Source organism: Agarivorans sp. QJM3NY_33, from assembly GCF_050870865.2.
Classification (GTDB): Bacteria; Pseudomonadota; Gammaproteobacteria; order Enterobacterales; family Celerinatantimonadaceae; genus Agarivorans.
In genome coordinates this window covers 1,776,255-1,793,689 of record NZ_CP194039.2, presented here as the reverse complement: position 1 = coordinate 1,793,689, position 17,435 = coordinate 1,776,255, and the positions used below count along the sequence as shown (strand labels likewise).

Here is a 17,435-nt window from a genome sequence, read left to right as displayed (position 1 = left end):
GTTTAAAAAGAGCATAGACATCCATGATAAGAACCATGGAGACAGCAACACCGTTTGTGAAAGTAATTCCACTGCAATTATTTAGTCCTCTGGCGTTAATCATGCTGATTGGTGGCTGAATTCATCATTAATCACTCATCTTGATGATTTCTGAGGAAATACACGCCTCAGCAAAGCTGATGGAGAATGAATGGTTCGAAAGTAAGCTCGCACTTAAGTGCGATTTAGCAAACGTCTGCAGCAACTTAAACCGGCCGTTCGTTTGTGCCCCATATGCTGATGATATTGCCTGAGCAAGCTTTCTTGACCGACAGCCCCAGAAAAGTGCCGTTCAAACTCACCGCTTAAAATCAGCCACTGCGCTTCATTTATCCCTAAGCGTTGGATGATGGAACTTTCGCCACTGTCGATGTCACCCCGTTTATCCTCTCTTACCATGCGTCCGGTCATATCAACCAACTCAAGATAGTCTTTCAGCTCAAAGGGTAAGCCTTGGGGCATCTGCTCTCTTGGGTTACCCACAAAGGGAAACAGGTTTGTTGCCTGGGCTTGTTTTAGCTGAGCGGCTTTTGCTCGTCGTTGTACGCTGGTATGAGCAGAGCCCTCTGGTGTACTTGCCATCTTGGCTCTGATGGGGTTTAAGTCTACGTAAGCCATACACGCCATGAGTGCGGCTTCATCCAAAAGCGCTTGGGATTTAAAGCGTCCTTCCCAAAATCGACCGGTACATTGGTCTTCTTGATTGGCGGCTCGCGCAATGTGTTCGTTTAAATGGCGCATAAACCAGCTTAAGTCATACAGGCGAGTCCGATACACTTCGGCGGTGGCGCGAATGGCTTGTAGTTGCACCTCACTTAACTGCGGACGTAACTCAAGGTTGAGATACATCTGAGTCAGTAAGGTGCCCTGATGCAAACTATGCCAGCGTTCTAAGACTTCATCCATTGACCAAGCTTCTGCTTGCGGCTGATTAACATGTAGCACGAGGTGGGTATGATTACTCATGACAGCATAAGCACAAACATCAATGGCGAACACCGACGCTAATTTGAGCAGATAATCCTCGACCCACTGGCGGCGGTGCTCATAGCTTTTACCAGTTTGTTGGTCTTCGCCACACAGAAACGCCCGTCGAACACAACGGGAAACACAATGATAGTAGGGGGTATCCGATAAGCTCACTTGCGAGCGTCTTGACCGAGGCATGATAATAACTCCCCAAATAAATCACTATTGACAGTTTAGACCATAATAAACGTTTCGTTAGTTTGGGTGTCTTGTTTTCTCTCTGGTGTCTTGTTTTCTCTCTTTCTCCGGTGGCGTTTCGTTAGTTGAGGTGGGTGTCTTCTTTGACAGTTGGGTGTCTTGTTTTCTCTTTTGTTTTCTCTTGGGTGTCTTGCTTTCTCTCTCTCTTTCTCCTCTTGCTTTCTCTCGCTCAAGATAGTCGATGAGTTTTTTGATTTCGCATATTCATCCCAAAGCACAACACTATGTGGCTATTCATGATGATAAATCATTAGTAAAATAACGTTCTGAAATTTAAGGACCCGTAAAAACACCATGATTATTATAAGAAATTACCAAAAAACAGATGCATCAGAAACGTGGAAACTGAAGTATCACACGATCCGAAATATAAACATCAATGATTATTCTCTAGAACAGGTAACTGCCTGGGCTCCTGATAACTTAGACATGATTGTTTGGCAAAAGCGAGTGGATGATATGAATCCTTTTGTCGCAGAACTAAATGGGAAAATAGTCGGTTTCGCAGACTTGCAACAGGATGGATATATTGATCATTTTTTCTGTCATGCCGAATATCAAGGTATCGGCGTGGGTAGATTATTAATGGAGCGCTTATTTGCTAAAGGGCGCTCGGAAGGTATAAAGCGTTACTACTCACAGGTGAGTAAAACAGCCCGACCATTTTATGAACACTTTGGCTTCTGTGTCGTAAAAAAACAGAAAGTAGACATTAATGGACAGTTGTTAACTAACTTTGTAATGGAAAAGATTAACTAAAAGGTTACCGCATACACTTTATCTGCATTGGCGTGCAAGTTATCGCAATTGATTTTTGAGTATGCCATGAACGTTGTCCTAAAGCTTTCATTGATAGCACCACTGAAAAGTAATGCTATTCTGCCTTTTGGGATACTAAAAAGCAGAAGGACAGATTTCATACAAGCAGCCAAACTCGTTTTGTACAAATACGTATTAGCTGAATATCACTTTGAGACCTAAGGCGTAGAACTAATCAAGTGTACAAGCGTCATTTTGAGCTTATCAGTCACTACTTTAATTAAATACTAGTTTTTAGAACTTTGGATGTTCTTCAACACTCTCACAAACTTAGTTTAAAAATTAGGTGTTTTGAACGCCTTACGCCGCCTAGAGCAGACGCACAAACTTAATTCAATGGATACTGTAACAGATTTACCGTGCTTTTTTATTGGCTTTCAAAAAGCTCAATGGTAGAATGCCGCGCCTTTTGAATTGAAGTAATGACGTATTATGCATTCGTTCACTCATTCAATGAGGTACTGGTTAGGGTTTGGTCGCGAAACCTTAGCCTCATTTATTTATTTGGAGAAACACAATGTCTAATATCAAACTTGACGCTGAACTGCGTACTGACTTGGGGAAAGGTGCGAGCCGCCGCCTACGTCACGCAGATAAAGTTCCTGCTATCGTATACGGTGCAGGCCAAGAGCCTGTTTCAATTACGCTTGAGCAGCGCCACGTAATGAAAGCTCAAGAAGCGGAAGCTTTTTACTCAAGCATCATTACTGTAAACGTTGCTGGCACTGCCGTAGACGTGCTAGTAAAAGACATGCAGCGTCATGCTTACAAGCCACGTATTCAACACATCGACTTCCAACGTGTTGATAATAGCCACACCATTACTAAATCAGTACCACTGCACTTCTTAAACGAAGATTCAGCAGAAGCAGTGAAAAATGGCGGTAAAGTACACCACCTATCAACTGAGATCGAAGTAAGCTGTTTGGCTAAAGATCTACCTGAATACATTGAAGTAGACATCGCGAACCTAGAGTTAGGCGCTTCTATTCATGTTTCAGAAATCGCTCTTCCGGAAGGCGTCGTTTCTGTTGTTCTTGGTAAAGGTGAAAACCACGACCAAGCAGTAGTTTCTATCACAATGCCTAAAGGTATCTCTGAAGACGCTGCTGATTCTGAAGAAGCAGCTACTGAAGAATAGTGATAAACGAAATTCGTTTACTCGTGGGCCTGGGTAATCCAGGCCCCGAATATTCCGCGACCCGCCATAACGCTGGTGCATGGTTAGTCTCTCAACTAGCCAACAATCATCACATCCAATTAAAACCAGACAGTAAACACTTCGGATTGACCGGCCGTATTCAGTTGGCAGACCAAGAACTCCGTTTATTGATCCCTACAACGTTTATGAATCTCAGCGGTAAAGCCGTTGCATCCTTAGCTAAATTTTATCGTATCGAGCTTGAGCAAATCATGGTTGCTCACGATGAGCTTGATTTACCCCCTGGTGTCGCTCGCTTTAAAAAAGGTGGCGGACATGGCGGACATAACGGTCTGCGCGATATCATCAGTAAATTTGGCAATAACAAGGATTTTTATCGTTTACGGATAGGAATTGGACACCCGGGTCATAAAGACCGCGTTTCAGGCTACGTTTTAGGAAAAGCTCCTAAAAGCGACCAACAACAGATTGATGATGCAATTGATGAAGCGGTGCGCAGTACCGATATTTTGCTTAAAGATGGTTTAAGCAAAGCAATGAATCGATTACATAGTTACAAAGCGGGCTAAGCCCCTAGACAATAGGTAATATTATGGGATTTAAATGTGGCATCGTTGGTTTACCAAATGTGGGTAAATCAACCCTTTTTAACGCTTTGACTCAAGCCGGCATTGAAGCTGCAAATTTTCCATTTTGTACTATTGAGCCAAATACCGGCGTAGTGCCGGTACCTGACGAGCGCCTAAATGCATTGGCTGAAATTGTAAACCCACAACGCATATTACCCACCACCATGGAATTTGTAGACATTGCAGGGTTGGTTGCGGGTGCATCTAAGGGAGAAGGTTTAGGTAACAAATTTTTAGCAAACATCCGTGAAACGGATGCCATTGGACATGTGGTTCGTTGCTTTGAAAATGACAACATCGTGCACGTGTCAGGTAAAGTTGACCCCGCAGAAGACATCGACACAATTAACACCGAGCTAGCCTTGTCTGATTTAGATACCTGTGAAAAAGCTCAGATCCGGGTTGCTAAAAAAGCCAAAGGTGGCGACAAAGAGGCCAAATTTGAGTTAGAGGTATTGGTAAAAGTACAAGCCCACCTCGAAGCTGACTTAATGCTACGTAGCTTAGACTTAAGCAAAGAAGAAAAAGCAGCCATCGCTTACATGAACTTCTTAACCGCGAAACCAACCATGTACATTGCCAACGTGAACGATGATGGTTTCGAGAATAATCCTTACTTAGATAAAGTAAAAGAGATCGCCGCGAACGAAAATGCTGCCGTAGTGGCTGTTTGTGCGGAAATAGAAAGCGAAATCGCCGAACTAGACGCAGAAGAAAAAGCCGAGTTTATGGACGAAATGGGCTTGGAAGAGCCCGGACTCAACCGAGTGATTAGAGTAGGTTACGAGTTGCTCGACTTGCAGACCTATTTCACCGCAGGCGTGAAAGAAGTGCGAGCTTGGACCGTGCCTGTTGGCGCTACAGGGCCCCAGGCAGCAGGTAAGATTCATACCGACTTTGAAAAAGGTTATATTCGCGCGGAAGTGGTTGGTTATGACGACTACATCGAATACAAGGGTGAATCTGGCGCAAAGGTAGCTGGTAAATGGCGTCAAGAAGGGAAAACTTACGTGGTTAAAGATGGTGATGTGATTCACTTCTTATTTAACGTTTAAACCTTAGAACTTCACAAAAAGCCAACCTTAGGTTGGCTTTTTTATTGTTTAATGTACTCATTCACCTTACTTACCCATGGACATAGCACCTACTTTTTACCTCAATCAATGATATTTTCTAGGCTTAGCGACCTAAGGTTATTATTTAGCTCCATAGACAAGCCTTCGATGCCTTATACCAACCTCACTCATTATTGGTTGATTGTTACTGGCAAATCCGCGCTAACTGCGTGATGTATCTTGTAATTAGAGCCACGAGTTACGGCACTTTATACCTCGTTATCGACAGATTTATGCAGCGCAATAAGTTGCTTATATAATGAATCAGATTAGTATTAAGCCGTAAGCTATTTACACTCATTGCGCACGCTTAAACCAATCACCCCATTCAGAACGCAGAGACCATTGATGAGTTCAAACATGCACTTCGCATTCATGCCAAGACACCATCACAAGTCATAAAAATTTGAAATAATACCGTGTTCAAAATTAGCGCACATACAGGCTAAAAGGACTAATTGGCCACAAAGCAAACAGTCAAGTTGTACAAACAAGCCTCATCGCGTACACAAACTGTTCAAACAGACTTTTTTGCAGTTTTTTGGAAAAAAAACGGTTGACGCTCCTAGGACAGATACGCATAATACGCGCCGTTAACAACGCAAAGCGTCGTTCACAAGGCTATGTAGCTCAGCTGGTTAGAGCACAGCACTCATAATGCTGGGGTCGCAGGTTCAAGTCCCGCCATAGCCACCATCGTTCTCACTACCAAGAGTCTGATGTAAAACAATTTGCGGGAGTGGCGGAATTGGTAGACGCGCTAGATTTAGGTTCTAGTATCGCAAGGTGTGAGAGTTCAAGTCTCTCCTTCCGCACCATCTTTCTTGAGAAAGATACAATTTGTAGGGATATCGCCAAGCGGTAAGGCAGCGGCTTTTGATGCCGCCATTCGTTGGTTCAAATCCAGCTATCCCTGCCACCTTTTAAAGCTTGAGTATTTATACTTGAGTTAAACAACAAGAACTAAGATTCTTGGTTGTTGGTCTACACTTTAGGGTGAAGATTATCGAAACATTGTTTCGAGTGTAAGTTTCTGCAGGGATATCGCCAAGCGGTAAGGCAGCGGCTTTTGATGCCGCCATTCGTTGGTTCAAATCCAGCTATCCCTGCCACTTTTATTGTCCTCAAGTTTATCACTTGAGAATGCAGTAACTGATTAGGGTAATTTACCCAGGTAAGACAGTAAGTACTATGTCGTAGACTAGCGTTTGCTTTCCCTGCCGATAAATTTGTAGTGTTGCTTAGCAACATTATAGATGGCTATGTAGCTCAGCTGGTTAGAGCACAGCACTCATAATGCTGGGGTCGCAGGTTCAAGTCCCGCCATAGCCACCATCATTCTCACTATCAAGAGTCTGATGTAAAACAATTTGCGGAAGTGGCGGAATTGGTAGACGCGCTAGATTTAGGTTCTAGTATCGCAAGGTGTGAGAGTTCAAGTCTCTCCTTCCGCACCATTCTTCTTTAGTGAAGAAGACAATTTAAAGAGTTTTGTAGGGATATCGCCAAGCGGTAAGGCAGCGGCTTTTGATGCCGCCATTCGTTGGTTCAAATCCAGCTATCCCTGCCACCTTAAAAGGCCTGCTTTTTAGCAGGCCTTTTTCTTTGGTCAATTCACAGCGAATAAAAAAACCTGCATCGAGCAGGCTTTCACTTGTTTAACATTTCTGTTGTCTGGTTATATATCACCCAGTGCATACTTCAAGGCCCAATCTTTGATGGGACCACTCCCCTGCGCACCTTTGATCGCCAGTTGGCGTAACCGCTGAACGGGTGTTAGGGAATTCGAAAACAGCAAATAAAATAAATCCATCCCCGTTTGCATCATCAAGTTATCAGGACGACGCCGCACATTGAAGCTGCGCAAGGCCTTGTCTTTATTCGCTAAACCATAATGCTCAATTTGCGCAAGCAAGCACTTCACATCACGGTAGCCAAGATTCACGCCCTGCCCAGCCAAGGGGTTAATGGTGTGCGCAGCATCACCAATCACCACCGCACTCTGTTTCAGATAACGATTCACATGCCGGCGAGTCAATGCAAAACTGCCACTATCTAAGATCTCAATCGCTCCAGGAAGTCTCGGGAATTCTGCTTCAATGCGTTTTTTAAGCTGTAATTTGTTGAGTTGCTTTAATCCACGTACAGTATCTTTGGCATCATACCAAATGAGTGCAGCGTGCTGATTGGCTAGTGGTAGAAAAGCTCGAGGACCGCTAGGGAAAAATTGTTGCCAAGTAGCCGTTTGCTGCGGTGCATCAAGTTTAACGTTAATCGCAAAACAGTCGTGGCGATAGTCCCAAGCAGTGATGCCTAAGCCCAATTGTTGACGCATACTGGAGTTTGCACCATCAGCCACCACCATCAGTTTGGCGGTGATCTCAGAACCATCAACCGACAGCACTACACCTTCACTAGTATTACTCACTAATCGGCTTTGCTTGGCTATTCTACAAACCACACCGGAGAGTTGATTCGCCTGCCAAAGTCCCAATTGAATAATTCGATTTTCAACCATAAAACCTAACTCAGACAAATTAAGCTGGGCAGAATCAAAAATTAATTTATCCAGAGGATCTTCCCAGACTTGTAGCTGCTGATAGGGACATACACGCATCGCGCAAATGGCAGACCAAGCTTGTAATTTCTTTAACAATTGTACACTGGCGTGACTAATCGCACTCACCCGCAAATCGAGTGCTTGACTGGGTTGGTAAGCCTCCGGTACATAAGACTCAATCATTAATACGCGCAAACCTTGCAAGGCAAAACCTTGAGCACTGGCAGCACCGATCATGCCGCCACCCACAACCACTACATCAAATTTTTCCACTCGAACCACATTAGCCAAATCGTTTGCAGCAAGTTTAACCCGAAGCCTAGAGTTGAAGCTAATCTTGCCGACAATAATTCAATTCGATATCAATACTCAGCACTGCTAGACGTTTTTTACCTCTCCGGCCACGAAAGCATACAATTGACGCTGGTCAGAACCAATATAAACCAGTAAAATATGCGTCCTTTTTCAACGATGTAATAATGAGTAAAACGATGGGAAATAAGCTGCATATCAAAACTTGGGGCTGCCAAATGAACGAGTATGACTCCTCTAAAATGGCCGACCTACTAGATGCGACCCATGGTTTTCAGCTAACTGAAGAAGCCAATGAAGCCGATGTACTGCTATTGAATACTTGTTCTATTCGAGAGAAAGCTCAAGAGAAGGTATTCCACCAGCTTGGCCGTTGGAAAACCCTGAAACAAAAAAATCCTAATTTGGTGATTGGCGTAGGTGGTTGTGTGGCCTCACAAGAAGGCAAAGCTATCCGCGAACGCGCACCTTACGTAGACATTGTATTTGGCCCGCAAACCCTACATCGCTTGCCTGAAATGATCAAACAAGTGAAAGGTGGCGAGAAATCGGTAGTAGACGTAAGCTTCCCTGAAATTGAAAAATTTGATCGGTTGCCTGAACCTCGTGCCGAAGGCGCTACTGCCTTTGTATCCATTATGGAAGGCTGTAGTAAGTATTGTACCTTCTGTGTAGTACCTTATACCCGTGGCGAAGAAGTCAGCCGCCCCTTAGATGATGTACTCTATGAGATCGCCTCACTGGCAGAACAGGGCGTTCGCGAAGTCAACTTGCTGGGACAAAATGTAAATGCTTTCCGTGGTCTCCAGCACGACGGCAGTATCTGTAGTTTCGCCGAATTGCTACGTTACGTCGCCAGCATTAATGGCATTGACCGTATTCGTTTTACCACCAGTCATCCAATTGAGTTTACTGACGATATTATCGAAGTGTATGCTGATACGCCTGAATTAGTCAGCTTCTTACACTTACCGGTACAAAGCGGCGCCGATCGGATCCTCAACTTGATGAAGCGTGGCCATACTGCAATCGAATATAAATCGATTATTCGCAAACTACGTAAGGCTCGCCCTGATATCGAAATCAGCTCCGACTTCATTGTTGGCTACCCAGGTGAATCTACCGAAGACTTTGCCAATACCATGAAACTAATCGAGCAGGTTAACTTCGACATGAGCTATAGCTTTGTCTACAGCGCCCGTCCAGGAACACCAGCGGCAGATCTACCAGACGATGTGAGCGAAGCCGAGAAGAAACAACGTCTGTATATCTTGCAAGAACGGATCAACCAGCAAGCCATGCAGGTGAGTCGTCGAATGCTGGATAGCGAACAGCGGATTTTAGTAGAAGGTCCCTCGAAGAAAAACCCAATGGAATTACGTGGACGTACCGAGAACAATCGGGTGGTCAACTTCGAAGGCGGTCACCAACTGGTTGGTCAATTTGTTGATGTGAAGATCGTCGACGTATTTGCTCATTCTTTACGTGGTGAATTACTCCGAACTGAGCAACAAATGCAGTTGCGAAATGACGTCGCTCCTGCCACTATTATCGACAAAACCGATGGGCAAGCAAACCACCTAGGCGTGGCAAGCTTTACCCCTTAGTTGCAGTCTATGCTAACCCCTTAAGGAGTAGCGGCAGGTTTCTTAAAACCTGCCCATAAAACAATTTGAGTAATAAAATCAATTCCATTGAAATTTATCTGGAGCCCGCTTCCAGCCCTCGTCTCGCTCAATTATGTGGCCCTCTCGATGACAACCTCAAACAGTTAGAAAAACGCTTAGGGGTTGAAATCAGCTATCGGAATAATCAATTTCAAATTACCGGTCGTCATGGCATCTGTCTAATTACGGCGAGTATTTTGCGCACTCTTTACGTAGAGACGGCACCTCTTAAAGGTGGAGATATACCGGAGTTAAGTCCTGAAAAAGTGCACCTCGCTATTCAAGAGAGCCAAGCCCTGGAGCAAGACGAAGAAGGGAGCCCTCACTACGGCAAGCAGTTAAACATTAAGACCAAACGGGGCGTCATTAAACCACGCACCCCAAATCAAGCCACTTATATTAGCAACATGCTTGGTCACGATGTCACTTTTGGTATTGGCCCTGCTGGTACGGGTAAAACTTACCTCGCGGTAGCATGTGCGGTTGATGCCTTAGAACGTCAGGAAGTGAGACGAATTTTGCTCACCCGCCCAGCCGTTGAGGCAGGTGAAAAATTGGGTTTCTTACCCGGCGATTTAAGCCAAAAGGTTGACCCATATTTACGTCCACTTTATGACGCACTATTTGAAATGCTTGGTTTTGAAAAGGTTGAACGACTCATCGAGCGCAATGTGATTGAAGTCGCACCACTAGCTTACATGCGTGGCCGAACCCTGAATGATGCCTACGTTATTTTAGACGAAAGTCAAAATACAACTGTAGAGCAGATGAAAATGTTTTTGACTCGAATTGGCTTTAACTCGCGCGCGGTGATCACCGGAGATATTACTCAAGTCGACTTACCTCGCCATCAAAAATCTGGCTTGCGGCATGCCATCGAAGTACTGAGCGAAGTGGAAGCTTTAAGTTTTAACTTCTTCCAAGCCGCAGATGTGGTACGCCATCCAATTGTCGCCGCGATCGTCGAAGCCTACGAGCAACAAGATGAACGAGACCGTATTGCAACTGAAAAACAACAGCAACGCCGTGCCACTCAGCAGCTCAATCAAACGAGTGAGCAATAAAATGGCGATGGTTGATTTACAGATCGCCACAGGTGATAAACAAAACTTGCCTACCGTAAGCGCTTTTGAAGCTTGGCTAAATGCGACCCTAGTTGAACAAGCGCAAGATATCGAATTAACCATTCGCATCGTCGATGAAGCAGAAAGTCAGGCGCTCAATCACCAATACCGAAATAAGGATAAACCCACCAACGTATTATCCTTCCCCTTTCAGGCTCCTCCCGGAATACAATTGCCTTTATTGGGTGATTTAGTAATATGTCGACAAGTGGTTGAATACGAAGCCCAACAGCAGGGTAAAGCTGTTTTCGACCATTGGGCACACATGGTTGTACATGGTTGCCTTCATCTGCTAGGTTATGATCATATTGATGAGCAAGACGCAATAGAAATGGAAGCTTTAGAAGTTGCCGTGCTCACCAAACTGGGTATTAGCGACCCCTATTAAACAACTAGGTAAAAACAAGTATATGAGCGACGACAACCCTCACTCGAGCAACGGCTCAGCTAAAAAAGGTTGGCTAGACAAAATAGTTCAACTCATGCAAGGCGAGCCGAAGAGTAAAGAGGACTTGGTAGAAGTAATTCAAGACGCCAATCAACGCGAGCTGATCGACCAAAATACCCGCGAGATGATCGAAGGGGTGCTCGATGTATCGAGTCAACGAGTGAGAGACATTATGATCCCTCGCTCCCAGATGGTCACGTTAGACATCAGCCAAACCATCGCTGAAATTTTACCAACACTTACCGAAGCGCGACACTCGCGATTTCCGGTGATAAATGAAGACAAGGACCATATCGAAGGTATTTTGCTCGCCAAAGACCTACTCGGCTATGCGTTCAGTCAAGATGCAGCCAGCACACCACTGAGCCAAGTGATTCGCCCCGCGGTGGTGGTACCAGAAAGTAAACGCATCGATAAGTTATTAAAAGAATTCCGTAGCAAACGCTACCATATGGCCATTGTGGTGGATGAGTTTGGCGGCGTCTCTGGCCTTGTAACCATCGAGGACATTTTAGAAATCATCGTAGGCGATATTGAAGATGAATTCGCCAACGAAGAAAGTCTGCAAGATGACATTCGCCGAATTAATGACAAAACCTACTCAGTGAATGCCTTGACCGACATCGAAGATTTTAATCATTATTTTAAATCTAATTTTAGTGATGACGAAGTAGATACTATCGGCGGCTTGGTGACCCATGCCTTCGGCCATCTTCCTGGACGAGGTGAAAGTATTACCGTAGAAGGTTACCATTTCAAAATTCGCACCGCAGACCGCCGTCGCTTAGTCCAGCTACAGGTCAGCATTCCTGAAGAGAATGCCAATCAATTGAATATACAAGACTAATATGCCCTTATTGTTAAGCCCGCGGCTAAGTCTATTAGCCGCTTTAGTCAGTGGTTTAATCGCCCCTTTTGCCTTTGCGCCCTATGGTTATTGGCCACTCATGCCACTATCATTACTGGCTTTATTAGGACTACTCAAGCCCAGTCGTTCCGGTTTTAAGCTCGGTTTCTGTTATGGTTTAGGCTGGTTTGGTTACGGGGTTCACTGGGTCCATGTGAGCATGGCCGAATTTGGCGGAATGCCATTGATAGCCAGCCTCAGTTTAATGGCCTTATTAACCTGTTATTTAGCACTTTATCCCGCCCTCGCTTGCTACTTAGCCAATCAATGGCGAGGAAAACGCCGTTGGGTATTTTACTTGGCTTGGTTTCCCGCTTGCTGGCTACTCAGCGAATGGTTAAGAAGTTGGGTTCTCACTGGTTTTCCTTGGTTACAACCTGGCTATAGCCAAATCGACTCTCCATTGGCGAGCATCGCCCCAATATTTGGCTTATACGGCGTCACTTGGTTAGTCTTGCTGTTGGCTGCTGCGAGTGCCCTGCTAATCACCATTCAAGGAAAAATGCGCTGGCTAGCCGCTGTTATAGTCGCGACTCCGCTACTTGTCGGCTGGTTATTTCAAGGCCACGCTTGGACCACCGCGCAGACACCAATTCAAGTCGCTTTAGTGCAAGGAGACGTACCATTAGACATCAAATGGTTACCCGAGAATCGTGCTGAGAGCTTGAGCATGTATCAACAACAAACCCTAAACATAGAACAAGCCGATGTGATTATTTGGCCAGAGTCGGCGATTGCAGCCATCGAATATCAAGTGATCGACTTTCTGCATGACTTAGATGGACAATTACTCCAGCGGCAACAAGCATTGATCACTGGCGTCATCGCTCATGACCTACAAAGCAATCGCTACTACAACGCGCTAATCACCCTAGGGCAGCAAACCGAGCAAGTTGCTGCCAGCGCCAGTTACTACTACGAAAACCCTAATCGTTATTATAAGAATCACTTATTACCGATCGGCGAGTTTGTTCCCTTCGAGGATTTGTTAAGACCTCTCGCGCCATATTTTAATTTGCCAATGTCTTCATTCGCCCGCGGTGAAGAAAACCAAAATAATTTACAGGTAAAAGGACATCACTGGCTTGCAGCCATTTGTTATGAGATCGCCTTTGGTGAGCTACTCAGGCCACAATTAACCGATACAACGGATGCCATTGTAACAGTGAGTAACGACGCTTGGTTTGGCCATTCCATTGGACCTCAGCAGCATTTAGAAATTGCTCGCATGCGCGCTCTCGAATTTGGCCGTCCAGTGCTACGGTCAACGAATACCGGGGTCACTGCAATTATTAATCGCTTTGGCAAGATCCAACAACGAGCGCCAGAATATCAACAGCTGACTCTCAGCGGTGCGGTCACGCCAGCTACTGGCGCGACGCCCTATCAACGCTTGGGTTTATGGCCAATCGCCTTGCTCATCCTATTCGGTTTTGCCACGGCTCTGCCCTACTGGCTAAAACGCCGCTCAGTCAAAGCTTAATCCTCCACATGGCTCATGGGGTGGCGATAGAAACGCTCCCCTTGGCATTTCGGACAAGCATCGATAATGGTGGGGTGCCATAGGGCGGTGTGCTCACCACATTGAGCACATTCAAGAACCCCCAAACCAATCAACTCTCCACGCTGGTAAATACCTTGATGTTGCAGATCACCAAGCAACTCATGCCATTCCACTTGGCTCGGGTCACTTAATTTGGCTAACCAATACCAAATACTCTGTTTAAGCATCTCCATCGACGGACTTTCCTCATAGGCGCGACGATAGTCATCCCGCCAGTCACTCAAGTCTCGTCGCACGTAGTTAGCAATCAGCTGCCATTCATCCTTACTTAAGTCACTCGCTGCATGCAAATACTCTTGAGTGGCATCAATGAGTTTAGATAACTCCTCACGACTCACTTCGCCACTTTGCTGAATACGCTGTTCTAAATCTTTAACAAAGGCCTGATAGGCTTTAATTCGTTTTGGCATACCCACCCACTCCTTAAGATTAGCTTCTTAGTTAAGCATAGCCTGTTTGCTTACCTATGAATGTGCGCTAAACACAGTTTATTCTGGAATACCAATCGACTGTAGACAGCATGCCATGGCGCTTTATCAAAAACTGACTTTCGTTTATCTCCGAGAAAATCCCTACTCATTTGTGATAAAAAACCAAGCACAACAAACCTCAACACAAAGATAAACAGGGCCTAGCTATTGTTGTCAGCAAGCGGACTCGGTATCCTATGCGGATCGAGTACGGTAGCTTATGCTGCCATGTCCAAATTTTGGTTCATTCTGGAAGAATCCACAGATGCAAGAGCAATACAATCCACGTGAAATTGAAACCAAAGTGCAACAGCACTGGGAGCAAGCACAAACGTTTAAAGTCGTTGAACAGCCAGGAAAAGAAAAATTTTATTGTCTGTCGATGTTCCCCTACCCAAGTGGTCGTTTACACATGGGCCACGTGCGCAACTACACCATTGGTGATGTCGTATCACGCTACCAGCGCATGCAGGGTAAAAATGTGATGCAACCAATGGGTTGGGATGCTTTTGGTTTACCTGCCGAAAACGCTGCGATTAACAACAATACCGCACCAGCTAAATGGACTTACGAAAACATTGAGTACATGAAAACTCAGCTAAAACAGCTAGGCTTCGGTTACGACTGGGACCGCGAGCTGGCAACTTGTAAGCCAGATTACTATCGTTGGGAGCAGTGGTTTTTCACCAAGCTTTATGAGAAAGGTTTAGTTTACAAAAAAATGGCCACCGTGAATTGGGACCCGGTCGATCAAACCGTACTCGCCAATGAACAAGTGATCGACGGTCGCGGCTGGCGCTCTGGAGCTTTAGTTGAGCAAAAAGATATTCCGCAGTGGTTTATTAAGATCACCGCTTATGCGCAAGAGCTATTAGATGACTTAGACCAGCTAGATGACTGGCCAGAACAAGTTAAAACCATGCAACGAAACTGGATCGGCCGCTCCGAAGGCGTCGAAATGCAGTTTGGTTTAGAAAATAGCGACCAACAATTCTCAATTTACACGACCCGCCCTGACACCGTCATGGGGGTCACTTATGTGGGTATCGCAGCACAGCACCCACTCGCCCTAGAAGCTGCGAAAACCAACCCAGACTTAGCCGCTTTCATAGATGAATGTAAAAACAACAAAGTAGCCGAAGCCGATATGGCGACGATGGAGAAGAAAGGCATGGCCACCGGGCTAAATGCCGTTCATCCGCTAACTGGCAAGCTGGTGCCAATTTGGGTAGCTAACTTTGTATTAATGGGTTACGGCTCTGGAGCTGTCATGGCGGTTCCCGCCCACGACCAACGAGACTATGAATTTGCTCAAGCCTACGGCTTAGAAATTGTTGGTGTAATTAAACCAAGCGACGCAGCACTAGACCTATCAGAGCAAGCCTTTACCGAAAAAGGCGAGGTGTTCAACTCTGGTGAATTTGACGGCTTAGAATTTAAGGCCGCTTTTGATGCGGTAGCCGCCAAACTTGAATCGATTGGCAAAGGGAGCAAACAGGTTAACTTTCGCCTACGAGACTGGGGCGTTAGCCGACAACGCTATTGGGGTACCCCCATTCCAATGCTTAACCTTGCCAATGGTGATGTGGTTCCCGTCCCAGAAGACCAACTACCAGTTGTGCTACCAGAAGACGTAGTGATGAATGGCGTTACCTCGCCAATCAAAGCCGACCCGGAGTGGGCAAAAACTGAGTTTGAAGGGCAAGTAGCCTTCCATGAAACCGACACCTTCGATACCTTTATGGAATCCAGCTGGTATTACGCTCGTTACTGTAGCGCCAATAATCAGGATGTGATGCTCGACCCCGAGCAAGCCAACTACTGGCTACCAGTCGATCAATATATTGGCGGGATCGAACATGCCATCTTGCACTTATTATATGCTCGTTTCTTCCACAAATTATTACGCGATGCTGGTTTAGTCGAGTCAGACGAACCTTTCAAACGCTTATTAACTCAAGGAATGGTACTTGCCGATGCCTTCTACTATGAAGACGAAAAAGGCGGCAAAGTATGGGTTTCGCCTGTCGATGCAATTACCGAAAAAGACGAAAAAGGCCGAATTACTAGCGCCAAAACAGCCACTGGAAAAGTCTTGGTTTACGCTGGTATGAGCAAGATGTCGAAATCGAAAAATAACGGTATTGACCCGCAAGTGATGGTAGACAAATACGGGGCTGATACGGTTCGTTTGTTCATGATGTTTGCGGCTCCGGCAGAGCAAACACTTGAATGGCAAGATAGTGCTGTAGAAGGCTCGCTACGCTTTTTGCGTCGAATTTGGAAGTTCAGCTTTGAACATATTAACGCAGGCACAGCGGGCGCAGTCAATCTGGCAAGCCTCAGTACCCAGCAAAAAGATCTACGCCGTGAAGTACACAAAACCATTGCCAAAGTAAGTGATGACGTTGGCCGTCGTCAAACCTTTAATACAGCGATTGCTGCAATTATGGAATTGATGAACAAACTGACGAAAGCTGACCAGTCTGATGCAAATACTCGTGCGGTAACCCGCGAAGCAATCAACGCCGTGGTATTAATGCTATCGCCTATCACCCCTCATATTTGTGACCAACTTTGGACACTTTTGGGAAATCAGGGCGAGATTGATACTGCGGATTGGCCTATTGCCGACGAAGACGCCATGGTTGAAGATAGTAAACTCATCGTCATTCAAGTCAATGGCAAGCTACGAGCTAAACTCACCGTAGCCGCTGACGCGAATCAAGACACCGTTCAGGCCTTAGCCATGAGCGATGAAAATGTAAGCAAATTTGTTGATGGAAAAACTGTACGTAAAGTAATTTACGTTGCTGGTAAATTACTCAACATTGTTGCCAACTAAACCTTAGGCGGAGTCTGTTAGCAGATTCCGCCATTTTAAATACGAGCAAGTATGAATCTTAAAAACCTGCGCTATGGATTGCTAATCCTGAGTCTAAGTATACTCAGCGCTTGTGGCTTTGCCCCTCGTGGTAGCTATTTACTCGATGAAAAACTCACCCAAGTTTATTTGTCTTCTAGTGATGAATTTAGCCCCCTAATCCGTGAGCTAAAACGTCAGTTAGCACAAAACAATGTTCAGGTGATTGATTCCCCTCAAGAGGATATTCCCACTCTTCATATTGGTGGTGAAGAAATAAATAAGCGAACCTTGTCATTATTTGCCAATGGACAAGTCGCCGAATATGAGCTGAGTTACCGTGTTGCTGGCTACCTCCAGATTGCCGATGTTGGCAACTACCCACTAACGGTACAATTACACCGAGACTTCCAAGATAACCCCTTAGCCGCTTTAGCCAAGCAACGAGAGCGCGAGCTCCTATACACCGAGTTACGGGGAATGGCCGCCGACCAAATCATGCGTCAATTAGCGACGGTAAGCTGGTAGC

The 17,435-nt window shown here is 45.4% G+C and carries 14 protein-coding genes and 7 tRNA genes; 18 read left to right on the top strand and 3 right to left on the bottom strand.

What is annotated here, in order from left to right; all coding sequences use genetic code 11:
• Window positions 1-213: 213 nt before the first annotated feature.
• Window positions 214-1,206 carry a transposase gene (locus tag ACRRSY_RS08135; RefSeq protein ID WP_432462917.1) on the bottom strand — a complete coding sequence of 331 codons (993 nt, stop codon included), beginning with the start codon at window positions 1,204-1,206 and terminating at the stop codon, window positions 214-216.
• 354 nt (window positions 1,207-1,560) lie between these two features.
• Between ACRRSY_RS08135 and ACRRSY_RS08130 the strand changes: the two genes are divergently transcribed.
• The 11 genes from ACRRSY_RS08130 to ACRRSY_RS08080 all read left to right on the top strand — a co-directional run bounded on the left by ACRRSY_RS08130 (window position 1,561) and on the right by ACRRSY_RS08080 (window position 6,561).
• Window positions 1,561-2,025: a GNAT family N-acetyltransferase gene (locus ACRRSY_RS08130; protein ID WP_432453699.1), complete on the top strand. Its 465-nt coding sequence runs from the start codon at window positions 1,561-1,563 to the stop codon at window positions 2,023-2,025.
• A gap of 577 nt (window positions 2,026-2,602) precedes the next feature.
• Window positions 2,603-3,226, top strand: coding sequence for a 50S ribosomal protein L25/general stress protein Ctc (locus tag ACRRSY_RS08125; protein ID WP_432453700.1), 624 nt, complete (start codon window positions 2,603-2,605; stop codon window positions 3,224-3,226).
• The gene (gene pth / locus ACRRSY_RS08120; protein ID WP_432462916.1) at window positions 3,226-3,816 is read left to right on the top strand and encodes an aminoacyl-tRNA hydrolase; all 591 of its coding nucleotides are present in this window, start codon (window positions 3,226-3,228) and stop codon (window positions 3,814-3,816) included. The genes ACRRSY_RS08125 and pth overlap by 1 nt, the downstream gene beginning before the upstream one ends.
• A gap of 23 nt (window positions 3,817-3,839) precedes the next feature.
• Window positions 3,840-4,931: a redox-regulated ATPase YchF gene (gene ychF / locus ACRRSY_RS08115; protein WP_432462915.1), complete on the top strand. Its 1,092-nt coding sequence runs from the start codon at window positions 3,840-3,842 to the stop codon at window positions 4,929-4,931.
• Between the two features lie 679 nt (window positions 4,932-5,610).
• Window positions 5,611-5,687, top strand: a tRNA-Met gene (locus ACRRSY_RS08110).
• A 37-nt stretch (window positions 5,688-5,724) separates the two neighbouring features.
• Window positions 5,725-5,809 (top strand) — tRNA-Leu (locus ACRRSY_RS08105).
• Window positions 5,810-5,835: 26 nt separating this feature from the next.
• Window positions 5,836-5,910 (top strand) — tRNA-Gln (locus tag ACRRSY_RS08100).
• A gap of 118 nt (window positions 5,911-6,028) precedes the next feature.
• Window positions 6,029-6,103: transfer RNA gene (locus tag ACRRSY_RS08095), tRNA-Gln, on the top strand.
• 146 nt (window positions 6,104-6,249) lie between these two features.
• Window positions 6,250-6,326 (top strand) — tRNA-Met (locus ACRRSY_RS08090).
• A gap of 37 nt (window positions 6,327-6,363) precedes the next feature.
• Window positions 6,364-6,448, top strand: a tRNA-Leu gene (locus ACRRSY_RS08085).
• Window positions 6,449-6,486: 38 nt separating this feature from the next.
• Window positions 6,487-6,561: transfer RNA gene (locus ACRRSY_RS08080), tRNA-Gln, on the top strand.
• A gap of 108 nt (window positions 6,562-6,669) precedes the next feature.
• On the opposite strand, the gene ACRRSY_RS08075 is transcribed toward ACRRSY_RS08080, so the two are convergent.
• Window positions 6,670-7,824 carry an FAD-dependent monooxygenase gene (locus tag ACRRSY_RS08075; protein ID WP_432462914.1) on the bottom strand — a complete coding sequence of 385 codons (1,155 nt, stop codon included), beginning with the start codon at window positions 7,822-7,824 and terminating at the stop codon, window positions 6,670-6,672.
• A gap of 218 nt (window positions 7,825-8,042) precedes the next feature.
• Between ACRRSY_RS08075 and miaB the strand changes: the two genes are divergently transcribed.
• The 5 genes from miaB to lnt all read left to right on the top strand — a co-directional run bounded on the left by miaB (window position 8,043) and on the right by lnt (window position 13,492).
• On the top strand, window positions 8,043-9,470 hold the full coding sequence (miaB, locus tag ACRRSY_RS08070) for a tRNA (N6-isopentenyl adenosine(37)-C2)-methylthiotransferase MiaB (RefSeq protein WP_432456192.1): 1,428 nt from the start codon (window positions 8,043-8,045) through the stop codon (window positions 9,468-9,470).
• Window positions 9,471-9,535: 65 nt separating this feature from the next.
• On the top strand, window positions 9,536-10,594 hold the full coding sequence (locus tag ACRRSY_RS08065) for a PhoH family protein (RefSeq protein WP_432453704.1): 1,059 nt from the start codon (window positions 9,536-9,538) through the stop codon (window positions 10,592-10,594).
• 1 nt (window position 10,595) lies between these two features.
• A complete protein-coding gene (gene ybeY, locus ACRRSY_RS08060; protein WP_432453705.1) occupies window positions 10,596-11,042 on the top strand; it encodes an rRNA maturation RNase YbeY in 447 nt (148 codons plus the stop codon).
• Window positions 11,043-11,064: 22 nt separating this feature from the next.
• Complete coding sequence (corC, locus tag ACRRSY_RS08055; RefSeq protein ID WP_432453706.1) at window positions 11,065-11,949, top strand: CNNM family magnesium/cobalt transport protein CorC; 885 nt, start codon at window positions 11,065-11,067, stop codon at window positions 11,947-11,949.
• Window position 11,950: 1 nt separating this feature from the next.
• Entirely contained in the window at window positions 11,951-13,492 is a 1,542-nt protein-coding gene (gene lnt, locus ACRRSY_RS08050) for an apolipoprotein N-acyltransferase (RefSeq protein WP_432453707.1), read from the top strand.
• On the opposite strand, the gene ACRRSY_RS08045 is transcribed toward lnt, so the two are convergent.
• A complete protein-coding gene (locus ACRRSY_RS08045) occupies window positions 13,489-13,983 on the bottom strand; it encodes a zinc ribbon-containing protein (protein ID WP_432453708.1) in 495 nt (164 codons plus the stop codon). The two genes, lnt and ACRRSY_RS08045, sit on opposite strands and share 4 nt — an antisense overlap.
• 325 nt (window positions 13,984-14,308) lie before the next feature.
• Between ACRRSY_RS08045 and leuS the strand changes: the two genes are divergently transcribed.
• Together leuS and ACRRSY_RS08035 are read left to right on the top strand one after the other, a co-directional pair.
• Window positions 14,309-16,888 carry a leucine--tRNA ligase gene (gene leuS, locus ACRRSY_RS08040; RefSeq protein WP_432462913.1) on the top strand — a complete coding sequence of 860 codons (2,580 nt, stop codon included), beginning with the start codon at window positions 14,309-14,311 and terminating at the stop codon, window positions 16,886-16,888.
• A gap of 51 nt (window positions 16,889-16,939) precedes the next feature.
• Window positions 16,940-17,434, top strand: a complete 495-nt coding sequence (locus ACRRSY_RS08035; RefSeq protein WP_432453710.1) for an LPS assembly lipoprotein LptE — start codon at window positions 16,940-16,942, stop codon at window positions 17,432-17,434.
• The last annotated feature ends 1 nt before the right edge of the window (window position 17,435 follow it).